We start from the raw sequence: 11,698 nt of genomic DNA, 5'->3' as shown, positions 1-11,698 counted from the left end.
GCGACACACCACTGCACGTCCGCCTACGGGCTGGTAATGGCTCCTACGCTTCTTAACGTGGACCCGAGCGCACTCATCTTCGTCGCCCTCGCCGTGGCGTGGGCGGTGTACTTGGTGCCCAAAGCGCTCGAACAGACAGCGACGGCCGAGGACGGGACCAAGAGCCGGGCCAGCGCCGCCATCTCCAAGTCCCGCCGGATCCTCGCACGGCGAGAAGCCACCGGCAAGGACTCCACCGATCTGGTGACGGAGAAGTCGCCGAAGAAGCCGGAGGCGGAGGCCGAGGCGATCCCGGAGCCCGATCAAGGGCGTGCTCCGCGACCCGTCCCGATGGCCGTACGCCGCCGCGCGGCTCACGCCGCGGCCAAGCGCCGCAGCATCGTGCTCGGTGTGCTCGTCCTCGGTCTCGCCGTGGTCGGCGCGCTCGTCGGCTTCGGTGTCTTCGGGCCGGTGTGGATCGCGATCCCGAGCGTGCTGGTCGTCGCCTGGCTCGTCACGTGCCGGGTCAGCGTGCGCCACCAGCGTGAGGTCTGGGCGCGGATCCCGTTCCCCGAGGACCTCCCCGAGTCCGAGCCGGTCGCCCCGCCCCGGGTCACCTTCGACATCGACCAGGACACCGGCGACCTGGTCGCCGTCGTCGAGCACGACGACACCGGCGAGCACCTCCCCGCGGGTTCCTGGAAGCCGGTGGAGACACCTCTGCCGACGTACGTCTCCAAGGAGGCCGCGCCGCGCCGCACGGTCCGCACCATCGACCTGGACGCCACCGGCGTGTGGAGCTCGGGTCGCAACGCCGCCGACTCCGAGCTCGTCCGCCAGGCCGAAGAGGCCGAGCGTGCCGCGGCCGAAGCCGCCGAGGCTGCCCGCGGCCGCGCCACGGGCTCCTGAGGCCATACTGATTGGGTAACACCCGCGACGAGGTGCTAACGTTTCTCATCGCTTGGGGCTGTGGCGCAGTTGGTAGCGCGTCTCGTTCGCAATGAGAAGGCCAGGGGTTCGAATCCCCTCAGCTCCACCAATAAGAACCCCGCCTGACCTGCGGAAACGCTCAAGGTCAGGCGGGGTTCTTTGTGGTTGGTGCTGCCGTTCCGGTGAAGATTCCCCCGGATCTCCGCCGTCCTACGTCAACCCCACCAGTCCGGGGGACTCTTACAATCGAGACAGCGACTCGCGCCCGAAGGGTCCACCCTTCGTCTGGGCGACCCTGCATGTGAACAGATGCGAGCCGGACGGCTTCCACAAAGTGGTGCCCGACCGGCGATCGCGGAAGAGTGGAGAGTTATGGCTCAGTTGGGGCCGGGGATGGCCGCTTCCCGCCGGCAGACTTGGAAGCTCGGTCTGCTCTTGATGCTCAGGGTGACGCTTTCGGTCGGGGCGTTGTTCGCGGCGTACTACCTGATCCCGACCAGGACCTCGGGCGGGATCTCCGAGGTGGTGTGGCTGGTCATTTGCCTGTGTGCGTTCGCCGCGATCGTGGGCCTCCAGATACTGGCCATCGTGCAGGCGAAGTTTCCCATCCTGCGTGCCGTCGAGGCGATGGCTGTTCTGGTTCCGCTGTACTTGCTCATCTTCGCTCGGGTCTATTTGTGGAACTCTCTTCAAGACCCGTCGGCCTTCACCGAACCCCTGGACGACACGACCGCTTTGTACTTCACAGTCACAGTCTTTGCCACCGTCGGGTTCGGGGACATCTTCGCGGAGACCAACAGCATGAGGCTCCTGGTGACGCTTCAGATGATCCTGAACCTGGTGGTGCTGGGGCTGGTGATCCGACTGGTCACCTCCGCCGCACGGCGTGGTGTCGCCCGGCGCGATGAAGAGCGCCAAACCTGACAAGACCGGACATGCCTCCGGTCGGGGTCTCGACCGCGGCGTTCGAGGTCCTGGCGCGGCGGTCAAAGCCCCGGTCAGAGGGCCACGCTGGCGAGGACTTTGCGGTTCATCTGCCCTGGGTGAGGTGACGCCCCCCGATTCGTGGTGTCTTGAGGGATGTTGGTTGATGCCAGTGAACGGAGGGTGGTCCAGCATGGTCACACCTTCTTCGGCGGCTGCCGTACCAGCGGCTACGCCGAGTTCGTGGTGGAGTTGGCCCGTACTTGGACGCTGGCTTGTGGTCAACGTGTCGGCCTTCGTTGCGATCCTCTTCGGCGGCGTTGCTCTGGAGCTGTTTGCAGCGGACACCACGGAGAAGCTGGCCGGAAGTAGCCGCGTTCTCGCAATCCTGCTCGTTGCTCTGATCGGTGGAACGGTGCAGGGGCTCGTGCTCGGGAGATGGCAGTGGAACGTCCTCAGACGGCGGATGCCGGGCCTCCGGCGCCGCCGGTGGGTGGTCGCTACGACAGTTCCATCGCTGATCGTATGGCTGTTCGTTCTGGCGCCTGGAGCCGTCGACATCGTGGTGGCTGGAGGAGACATCCTTGAGATATTCAAGAACGGCTTCATCCAGGCACTCGTCTTCGGGCCCCTGATCGGCCTCTCCCAAGCAACAGCACTCCGCGACGACACGACGCGCTGGGCCTGGTGGCTGTTGGCCAATGTCACCTCCTGGTTGTTCGGTGCAGCCACCTACAAGTTGGGCGAGTGGCTGCTGGACCAGATAGACCTGGCGAGGGAGATCACCCCCGCGTTCCCGGTTTCGGCCTTCGTAGTGCACGGCATCTGGATGCTGTGGGTCACCGCCCCCAAAGCCACCGCCCCGCTGTCCACGCCACCGGAACAGGCGGTCTGACGTCATGGGCGACGCACTCCTTTGGGGCGCCCGTCGCAGCTCGGACTCTCCGCACCCGCTTGGCCCACCGACGTGCACTTGCCGGCGCGGGCGCTTGCCGGGGCGGGCGCTTGCCGGCGCGGGCGCTTTTTTCATTTTTGCGCGCTGAACGATGGCGGTCTGCCCGGTCAGCGGTACGTTCCCCCTGATTCCCCCCGAGGGGGCAATGATGCGCAACGGATGCAACGCTCGGGGCCCTTGCTCAGCGCATGAACGAGGGTCGACAAGCCTTCGCAATGAGAATGCCAGGGGTTCGAATTCCCTTAGCTCCACCAACAAAGAACCCCGCCTGAACTGCGGAAACGCACAAGGTCAGGCGGGGTTCTTTGTTGCTAGTGCTGCCGTTCCGGTGAAGATTCCCCCCGGATTCCCCCCGAGCCGTTCAGACGGGCCAATCCAGCCTCGTCAGCGACCGTTCCGAGATGGTGCAGGTAGATGTTCGTCGTGGCGATCGACGCGTGCCCCATCCAGGCCTGCACCATCGTGGCGGGGACGCCCTTTGCGAGCCAGTCGCGATCGTCCACGGCTCGCGCCCAGAAACCCATGCGCCGAGCGTTCGTCCGGCGATGATGGGGGACATGCGGCACGTCGACTTGGTGATCATCGGTTCCGGCTCGGGCAACGCCATCGTCGATGAGCGGTTCGACGACTGGGAGGTGGTGTACATCGAGAAGGGGGTTGGGTCCCGAGGCTCGTACGGTGGCACCTGCCTCAACGTCGGCTGCATCCCGACCAAGATGCTGGTGCACACCGCCGATATGGCCGGAGCCCCGGGTGAAGCGCGGCGACTCGGCGTCGACCTCTCCCTGAACGACGCGGACTGGCCGCGGATCCGCGACCGGGTCTTCGGGCGGATCGATCCGATCGCCGATGGCGGCCGGAAGTACCGGCAGACCGGCCGACCCAACACGAGTCTGCTGACCGGCACCGCGCGATTCACTGGACCGAAGCAGCTGACTGTCGTCGACACCGAGACCGGCGATGCCACGGCGCTCAGCGCCGACCAGATCGTGATCGCCGCGGGCAGCCGCCCGGCCGTTCCCGATGTCCCGGGGCTGGCCGAGAGCGGGTTCCACACCAGCGATTCGGTGATGCGGCTGGAGCGGCTGCCGGCGAGCATGGTGATCATGGGCGGTGGCTTCATCGCCGCGGAGATGGCCCACATCTTCGCCTCCCTCGGTGTGAAGGTCACTGTCGTGGCCCGCTCCGGACAGCTGCTGCGTCAGCAGGACCGCGATGTCGCGCGCCGGTTCACCGAGATCACCGGTGAGCGTTGGGATGTGCGTCTGAACCGCGCGATCCAGCGAGTGGACGGAGGCGGTGACGGGGTCCGGGTGTTCCTCGATGGTCCCCACGGTGAGGAGCGCCTCGAGGCCGACGTGCTCTTGGTCGCGACCGGCCGGGTGCCCAACAGCGACCTGATCGCGGCCGAGGTCGGAGGGCTCGAGCTCACCGCCGATGGTCGGATCGTGGTCGATGAGACCCAAGCCACGATGGTTCCGGGCGTGTGGGCCCTGGGCGATGTCAGCTCGCCGTACCAGCTCAAGCACGTGGCCAACCGCGAGGCTCGCACCGTTGCGCACAACCTGCTCCACGCAGAGGACCTGATCCGCACCGATCACCGCTACGTGCCGCACGCCGTGTTCACCGAACCGCGGATCGCGTCGGTCGGGCTGACCGAGCAGGAGGCCCGAGCCAGCGGCATCGAGTACGTGACCGCGACCCAGGAGTACGCCGGCATCGCCTACGGCTGGGCGATGGAGGACACCACGGGGTTCGCGAAGCTGCTGGCCGACCCGAACACGGGCACGCTCTTGGGTGCGCACATCATGGGGCCTGAAGCGCCGACGTTGATCCAGCCGCTGATCCAGGCGATGCAGTTCGGCCTCGATGCCCGGACGATGGCACGCGACCAGTACTGGATCCATCCGGCGATGCCCGAACTCGTCGAGAACGCGCTGCTGGCCCTGCCGCTGGCGTGACCGCTGGGTGCCACGACGATGCGATCACCGCTGCCACCCGAGCCGTCCAGACGGGGCGGACCCTAGGCTGTGGCCATGTCGGCACGTCAATGGATGCTCGGGTTGGAGCGAGCGTGGGATGCAGCGAGATTCCGTCGGGCAGGGTCGCGGGTGCCGGCGGACTTCCGGATCGAGTGCTATGGCGGGCACGGGAGTGCCGAGGGGGTCGTGGTACGCGGTCGGGTCGTCGACGATCCGCCGCCCTCAGAGGCCGTGGAGGGCGAGGGTGCGGGGGCCGCCGTACGCCGCATGATCCGCCACTTCGTGACCGACGAGCTGCCGGGTGTGCCGCTTCGGGTCACCGTGGGTGATGCCGCGGTGGACGCGGTCACCGATGACGAGGGCTACTTCGTGGCACGGCTGCGGCCCGACCCGGAAACGCTGGAGACTCCGTTGACGCGCGGCGCCGTCGAGCTGGCCGGCGAGTACCGCGGTCTGGCCGGCGACTACCGGGCCACGGTGGAGGTCCGCGTGCCCGTCGGTGAGGCGCAGTTCGGCGTGATCTCCGACATCGATGACACGATCCTCGAGACCGGGGTGCAGCGCGTCGGGCGGATGGTGCGTCAGACCCTCACCGGGTCGGCGCTCACCCGTACGCCGTTCCCTGGCGCGCCCGAGCTCTACCGCGACCTTGCCGCCCGCGCGAACCCGGTCTTCTACATCTCCTCCAGTCCGTGGAACCTGCATGCGTTCCTGGACGCCTTCATGCGTCACCGTGACTTCCCGCGCGGGCCGCTGCTGCTGCGCGATCTGCTCGGCAGCGCCGCCGGCCGGGAGCCGAAGAGCGGGCGCATCGACGAGGTCCTCGCGCTCCATCCCAGCCTTCCGTTCGTCCTCTTGGGCGACTCCGGTGAGCACGATCCGGAGATCTACGCCGACGCCGTCCGCCGCCATCCTGGGCGGATCCTCGCGGTCTACATCCGCGAGGTGCGGCTCGATCCTCACGACGGCCGCGTCGAGCGCGTGTGGAGCTCCATGGGCGACGAGGTGCCGCTCGTGCTCGTCGCCGACAGCGAGGCGGTACGTCGCCACGCCACCGGTCTCGGCCCCCTGCGAGAACGGCACGGCCCCGAGGGCTCACGACCCGTACCGCCTTCTAGTTGTTCGCGAAGTGGCGGGCGAGCTGCCGGTGCCGGACCTCATGGCGTTCCGCGAGATGGCGCAGCGCTTGGCCTGTGCCGCTCCTGATCCAGGACGACCAGATCGACCCAGACCGCTAGCCCTGCGGCAAGCCGACGCTGTTCCTCTGGAAGTCGATCAGCCGTTCGTTCTCGTAGGCGATCCGGCGGGCAGTGCCCTCGAGCTCGCTGAACATCTCCTTCAGGTTGCGAATCCCGGCGGACGACTGACGCGCGATGAGTCCTGCCAGCTCGAGCGCGACCGCCTCGGCCTCGCCGGCAGGAGCCGTACGCTGGGCCAGGCCTGTCGCCGCAGCCTCGTCCGCCCCGACCGGGCGCCCGGTGTAGATCAGCTCCTTGGCGCGCGAGAGGCCGACGAGCTGGGTCAGCCGGGCCGGGCCGACCGGAACGCCGAGCCGCGCGCCCGCCCACGCGAGCTTCAGATTGTCCCCGGCCACGCGCAGGTCGCAGCCGGCGACGATCTCGGCGCCGGCGCCCACGCAGTTGCCGACGCAGACAGCGATCGTCGGCACGGGCACCTGATCGACGAGCCGATAGAGCTCCGCGAACGCCTCCATCCGGGCGACTCCGCCTGCCGCGTCGAGGGGTTCGGTGACGTCCGCGCCTGCGCAGAAGGCGCCGGAAGATGTCGTCGAGAGCACCACCGCGCGGATCTCGCCGTCATCGGACAGCTCCCTCAACGCCTCGTTGAGCAGGCGGAGCGTCGGGGTGTCGAGGGCGTTCCGCTTCTCGGGACGGTTGAGCCGGAGGACCTCGACGTCTCCGCGCCGCTCCCGCACGAGGCTGGTCATGGCCGATCCACGAAGATGTCGTACTCCAGATCGCCGGTCCCGCCGTACTTCGAGAAGTCCGTGACTCCGGCATCCCGAAGCACGTCGACATCCAGGAACGAGTTGCCGGTGCACTCGCGCGAGGGGCGCCCCAGGATCTCCACCGCGGCGTCCGCGACGATCTCGGGCGTACGCGACCTCTCCACCGCTGCATCTCCGCCGAGGAGGTTCTGAACCGCGGCCGTGGCGATGAGGGTCTCCGGCCACAGGCAGTTGGCGGCGATGCCGTGCTCGGCGTACTCCGCCGCCCAGCTGAGCGTCAGCAGACTCATTCCGTACTTCGCCAGGGTGTACGCCGGGTGCGCGCCGAGCCACTGCGGCGACAGGTTGATCGGCGGCGACAGCGACAGGATGTGCGGGTTGGCCGATGCGCGCAGGTGGGGAAGCGACTTGCTCGTGAGCAGGTACGTCCCGCGCAGCTGGATCTGGGTCATCAGGTCGAAGCGCTTCATCGGCAGGTCTTCGGTGCCGTCGAGCGCGATCGCGGAGGCGTTGTTGAGCACGATGTCTATGCCGCCGAACCGCTCGACGGTCTGTGCGACGGCGTTCTCCACCGAGGCCTCGTCGCGGACATCGCCCACCACTGCCAGCGCCTGACCGCCCGCTTCCTCGATCTCGGCGGCGGCGGTGTGAACGGTGCCGGGGAGGCGTGGGTCGGGCTCGTCCGTCTTCGCCAGCAGCGTGACGTTGGCTCCCAGCCTTGCCGCGGCGATGCCCACGGCCAGGCCGATGCCGCGACTGCCGCCCGACATGATGATGGTGCGTCCATTAAGGCTCATGCCTGGGGACGTTACAGATCTCATGCGGCTGTGGCAATGATGTAAGTAACACATCGTCTGCGGATGCGGGATTCATGTAAGGTCCGGAGGGATGTCACCGACTCATCCCGATGCGAGCGCCCTTCGCCCTGTGTCCGCCCGATCGGCGCTCCTGGGTCTGCTCATGAGCGCCGAGGTGCCGACGTTGTCCGCCCGCGAGCTCGTCGCGGGAGGCCGTCTGGTCGGCTTCTCGGAGACGACGGTCCGGGTCGCGCTCTCCCGCATGGTCGCCGCCGACGACCTGGTCCGAACCGCGGACGGGAGATACCAGCTCTCCGAGAGGTTGAGCCACCGCCAGCGCCGCCAGGAGTCGGCGATCCACGTGCAGACCGGCGCCTGGGACGGTGACTGGGACATGGTCGTGGTGACCGCTACCGGCCGCTCCGCCGCCGACCGGGCGAGCCTCCGGGCGACGCTCACGGAGCTCCGTCTGGCCGAGCTGCGTGAGGGTGTGTGGGTACGCCCCGCGAACCTCGACCTCGAGTGGTCCGATGACCTCGCCGGTCTGTGCGAGCGGCTGACGATGCGGCCCACGACCGATCCCGCGGAACTCGCCGGGAGACTGTGGGACCTGGCCGGCTGGGCCGACCGGGCGCGCGAGCTGCTGGCGGCCACCGACACCGACGACCCCGTGCTGCGGTTCACCGCCTGCGCCACCTCCGTACGTCACCTGCTCGCGGATCCCGTCCTGCCCGACGAGCTGCTTCCCGAGGACTGGCCAGGTGCCGCGCTGCGGAAGGCGCACCTCGACTACAAGGACTGGCTGATCGACACTCGCCAGCACGGTGAGCTGTCGGCCACCGTGTCAGGCTCCGAACAGCAGGTAGAGGCCCATGTAGGTGTAGAGCACCATCGCGATGAGTAGCGGCAGCTGACCGGCGACCTGGTGACGCCGTGGGAGGATCTCCAGGGCACGGTCGTGAGCTGCGATGACGCCCAAGACGTGCCCGGTCACGATGGAGACGACCTTGGTTGTGGCCAGGAGGGTCGCATGCTGGGAGAACCAGTAGTTGACCTCCCAGCCCCCGGTCCCGAACAGATTCGCCCCGGTTCCGATGGGGTCGCTGATCTGGATCAGAGTCTGTGAGCCGACCTGCACGAAGAAGCTCAGGTAGTGCGCCACCATGTAGCCGACGACGATCGGGACGATGGAGTGAGCGAGCTGACGTGGGATCTGCCAGCGATCGACGCTCTCATCGACCCCTGTTGCCATCGACGCCGCCATGAAGACGACTCCGACGACGGTGACCGCCGTCAGGAGCCCGGCCGTTCCCAACACGGCCGGATCGATGCCGCTGGACTGGACGAACCGGATCCAGGTCACGCTCTCGCGCCAGCTGTCGTATGCGGTGCTCGCGAGGAGGACGGCGACGGTGGCCACCAGTCCTGCTTCGCCCGGCACCCGGGCAAGGTGGCGTAGCGGACTGATCCAGACGAGGTCGCTTTCGTCGTTGCGTCCCCAGGGTGAGAGGTGGGCCAGAAGGGTGGAGTAGACCTCGAAAGGGTCGGCGCGCTCGAGCCAGCGTTCGCCGAAGATCGAGCCGCCGAGCAACATCGCTGCCAGGTAGCACGCGAACCACGCGCGAACCGAGCCCAGGTAGGTCGCTTGGGGTGAGACGAGCTCGAGCCAGACGAAGGCGAACAGACCGATTGCTGCGGGCCAGTACCCCAGGTGGGCCGGATATCGGCGTATGCCTTCGCCAGGTGGTCGTCCAGCGACCTTGGCGAGGATCAGGTGAATGGTGCGGGCCGGGCTGACAGCACGGTAGAAGCGGCCGAACAGCAGCGAAGCCGGGACGATGCCGACCCAGAGCCAGACGTAGACCACGCCAAAGGTGGGGTTGTTCAGCAGGTCCGGCCCGAACAGGGCGGGCCAGAGCATGAAGCAGAAGAACGTCATCCCGAGCGCACGGATGCTCATGGTCCAGCCAGGACTGTCCAGGAACGCGGCGAGCCCGGAGGGGACGGCTCGCTCGCCGCCGGCGGTCGAGAACCGAGGCGTACGCCAGGCCAGGAGCAGCACGACGAAGGACAGCGCGAGGGCGGCGGTGCCGCCCGCGATCGCGAAGAGGGCAGGAATGGGCAGGTCGGCGCCGCCGCCCAAGCCATGCATGGGCAGGATCAGGGGGAACAAGTCAGCGCACCTCGATGAGGGCGACGACGGCGCTGGTGTCGTGGTCCTCGACCTCGACGGTGCCAGGCGTGTTCACGACGATCTCGCTGTTCGTGGTCCCCCGGGAGAACTCGATGAACTGCTCAGAGGCGGAGTGGACGTGCAGCTCGCCGGCTCGATCGGAGTCGATCTCCACGAGAAGCTTCTCTCCGGTGCCGAGGTCGATCTCCTCCGCGTTGGGCGACACCTCGTCTCCGTCGATCGTGACCGTGAGAAGCGGACCGAGATCGGTTGACTCGGTCGTGGGGCTGACCGAAGCTGCTGGCGATGTGGCAACCGAGGGGGTCACGGAGGACGTTGCGTTGGTCGGCTCGGGCGGTGGGGCAGTGTCCTCGTCGACGCCTCCGCACGCGGCGGGCGCGAGGACGAGTGTGAACGTCGCAGCGATGGTGGTGCTGAATCGCGCGAGAGGGCGGTGGCGCGTAGGCATGGGCGGGTCCTAACCGGGGAGGTTCGAACCGGGTAGCCCTGCGAGTGCCACGACGATGGCCGAGGCTGACACCGCGGCCAACTCCTGCAGCCGCCGGCGAGCGGGCTTGCCCCGCCGGCCGTCGCCTTCCTCGAGGTCGGATCTGCGCCGCCGCTCCCGGTACAGGAGCGCCACGCCCGTGCCGAAGATCACTACCGCCAGCGCGCCGTACGCTGCCAGCTGCCAGCCGTCGGTCGTGGTCGCCGCGAGCAGCAGCGCCGCCCCGACCACCGGCATGATCCGGGCAAGCAGCCGCGTGGCGGGCGCCACCTGTCCACCGGCTCGACGCAGGACCGTCCACTGCATCACCGCGGCGCCGACGCCGACCGCAGCCGCGAGTAGGAGCGCGGTGTCCGCGGCCACGCTGAGCGGCCTCGGTCCGGCCGGTGCGTGCGGGCGGGCGAAGACCCAGGTGGCCGCCAACGCCGAGGCGGCACCGAGCACAGTCGCCGCGGCCGTCCAGCGCTCGACCGAGGTCCGGGCGGGCGCGCTCCGGAGGAGCTGCCAGAAGCCCAGCGTGAGCGGCAGCAGGATGAGCAGCCTGGCCATGAGCGCCGCCCCGATGTCCGACTTGACCGTCCCAGCGAGGAGCGCCGGGTCGAACGCCTCACCGAGCGAGGTCCGAGCGGCGTAACCGCCGAACGAGAGCAGGGACACGAGCGTCGCCAGCACCATGGTCGCCCACGTGTACCGGAGCAGACGGCGCGATCCCGTGCGGCGGGCGCCCCCAGGCCACGCGACCCCGAGCACGAACACGGTCCCGACACCGAGCACCATGGCGGCCGTCGCGAGGGTTCCCGCCACCGTGTACACAGTGACGACGACCGGGTCGCGGTCGACGACGAGACCGGGGACCGCAGTGAGCCTCGCCGAGGAGAACACCGAGAAGGTCGACGACCCGACCATCGGTTCGAGGGTGCTGGACGGCACCGACCAGACGACCGAGTAGATCCCCTCGTAGCGGGTCTTCGGCATCGGCACGGCAATCGCGTCGTCGGCCCCAGGCGGGTTGTACGGCCGGGTCGACACGATGCGCTCGCCTGCGGGATCAGTCATCTGGACCGTCGCGAGCTCCGCCGGGACGGGCCGGTCGAATGTGATCCGGACCTCGTCGGGGGACTTGACCGTCTGGCCGTCCTTCGGGCTCAACGAGACCATTTCCGGGTCGCCGGATGGCGACGGCAGCACCGTGAGCAACACTCCCCAGCAGACTGCGACCAACACAATCAGCCCGATCACGCGCCGACGCAACCTGGGGCGGCGTGGGGTTGTGACAGTCCGTGGGCGAATCTCCTGCGCCGTCATCGGCGAGCCTCCTTCTTGATGGGGAACTCTGGGGGAAGTTTCGGGCCCGGCTACACCCGGGGCACGCGCCAGCACGGAGGTGACGACCTCCGCTGCGCCGAGCCACTCGGGGCGCTGGGCCCAGTGGGGACGGTCCGGGGCTGTGCTGCGCTGCACAGCCCCGGACCGTCGGTGGT

General features: G+C 68.4%; 12 protein-coding genes and 1 tRNA gene. 7 read left to right on the top strand and 6 right to left on the bottom strand.

What is annotated here, in order from left to right; translation table 11 throughout:
* The first annotated feature begins 57 nt into the window (after positions 1-57).
* From OH802_RS00980 to OH802_RS00965, 4 genes are all read left to right on the top strand, one after another.
* The gene (locus tag OH802_RS00980; RefSeq protein ID WP_406024273.1) at positions 58-888 is read left to right on the top strand and encodes a hypothetical protein; all 831 of its coding nucleotides are present in this window, start codon (positions 58-60) and stop codon (positions 886-888) included.
* 54 nt (positions 889-942) lie between these two features.
* Positions 943-1,018: transfer RNA gene (locus OH802_RS00975), tRNA-Ala, on the top strand.
* A gap of 284 nt (positions 1,019-1,302) precedes the next feature.
* Positions 1,303-1,833 (top strand): ion channel, encoded by a 531-nt coding sequence (locus OH802_RS00970; RefSeq protein ID WP_406024271.1) that lies wholly within the window; start codon positions 1,303-1,305, stop codon positions 1,831-1,833.
* Positions 1,834-2,110: 277 nt separating this feature from the next.
* The gene (locus OH802_RS00965) at positions 2,111-2,728 is read left to right on the top strand and encodes a hypothetical protein (RefSeq protein ID WP_406024269.1); all 618 of its coding nucleotides are present in this window, start codon (positions 2,111-2,113) and stop codon (positions 2,726-2,728) included.
* Positions 2,729-3,099: 371 nt separating this feature from the next.
* Here OH802_RS00965 and OH802_RS00960 read toward each other — a convergent pair whose 3' ends face one another.
* The gene (locus tag OH802_RS00960; protein ID WP_406024267.1) at positions 3,100-3,312 is read right to left on the bottom strand and encodes a hypothetical protein; all 213 of its coding nucleotides are present in this window, start codon (positions 3,310-3,312) and stop codon (positions 3,100-3,102) included.
* A gap of 33 nt (positions 3,313-3,345) precedes the next feature.
* On the opposite strand from OH802_RS00960, the gene OH802_RS00955 reads away from it, so the two are divergent.
* Together OH802_RS00955 and OH802_RS00950 are read left to right on the top strand one after the other, a co-directional pair.
* Complete coding sequence (locus tag OH802_RS00955) at positions 3,346-4,749, top strand: mycothione reductase (RefSeq protein ID WP_406024265.1); 1,404 nt, start codon at positions 3,346-3,348, stop codon at positions 4,747-4,749.
* 75 nt (positions 4,750-4,824) lie between these two features.
* Positions 4,825-5,976, top strand: a complete 1,152-nt coding sequence (locus OH802_RS00950) for a phosphatase domain-containing protein (protein WP_406024263.1) — start codon at positions 4,825-4,827, stop codon at positions 5,974-5,976.
* Positions 5,977-6,004: 28 nt separating this feature from the next.
* Here OH802_RS00950 and OH802_RS00945 read toward each other — a convergent pair whose 3' ends face one another.
* Both OH802_RS00945 and OH802_RS00940 read right to left on the bottom strand, forming a co-directional pair.
* Positions 6,005-6,718, bottom strand: coding sequence for an enoyl-CoA hydratase/isomerase family protein (locus OH802_RS00945; RefSeq protein WP_406024261.1), 714 nt, complete (start codon positions 6,716-6,718; stop codon positions 6,005-6,007).
* Positions 6,715-7,536, bottom strand: coding sequence for an SDR family oxidoreductase (locus OH802_RS00940; RefSeq protein ID WP_406024259.1), 822 nt, complete (start codon positions 7,534-7,536; stop codon positions 6,715-6,717). Before OH802_RS00940 ends, OH802_RS00945 begins: the two co-directional genes overlap by 4 nt.
* 130 nt (positions 7,537-7,666) lie before the next feature.
* Here OH802_RS00940 and OH802_RS00935 point away from each other — a divergent pair, with 130 nt between their 5' ends.
* Positions 7,667-8,440, top strand: coding sequence for a PaaX family transcriptional regulator C-terminal domain-containing protein (locus OH802_RS00935; protein WP_406024257.1), 774 nt, complete (start codon positions 7,667-7,669; stop codon positions 8,438-8,440).
* Here OH802_RS00935 and OH802_RS00930 read toward each other — a convergent pair.
* The 3 genes from OH802_RS00930 to OH802_RS00920 all read right to left on the bottom strand — a co-directional run bounded on the left by OH802_RS00930 (position 8,381) and on the right by OH802_RS00920 (position 11,456).
* On the bottom strand, positions 8,381-9,709 hold the full coding sequence (locus OH802_RS00930; RefSeq protein WP_406024255.1) for a hypothetical protein: 1,329 nt from the start codon (positions 9,707-9,709) through the stop codon (positions 8,381-8,383). The genes OH802_RS00935 and OH802_RS00930 overlap by 60 nt on opposite strands.
* A 1-nt stretch (position 9,710) precedes the next feature.
* Positions 9,711-9,935 (bottom strand): hypothetical protein, encoded by a 225-nt coding sequence (locus OH802_RS00925; RefSeq protein WP_406024253.1) that lies wholly within the window; start codon positions 9,933-9,935, stop codon positions 9,711-9,713.
* A gap of 252 nt (positions 9,936-10,187) precedes the next feature.
* Positions 10,188-11,456: a copper resistance protein CopC gene (locus OH802_RS00920; RefSeq protein ID WP_406024251.1), complete on the bottom strand. Its 1,269-nt coding sequence runs from the start codon at positions 11,454-11,456 to the stop codon at positions 10,188-10,190.
* Positions 11,457-11,698 lie beyond the last annotated feature (242 nt).

Source organism: Nocardioides sp. NBC_00850 (assembly GCF_045207335.1).
Lineage (GTDB): Bacteria > Actinomycetota > Actinomycetes > Propionibacteriales > Nocardioidaceae > Nocardioides.
The sequence above is the reverse complement of the archived record's forward strand: the minus strand, read 5'-3'. Positions and strand labels throughout refer to the sequence as shown.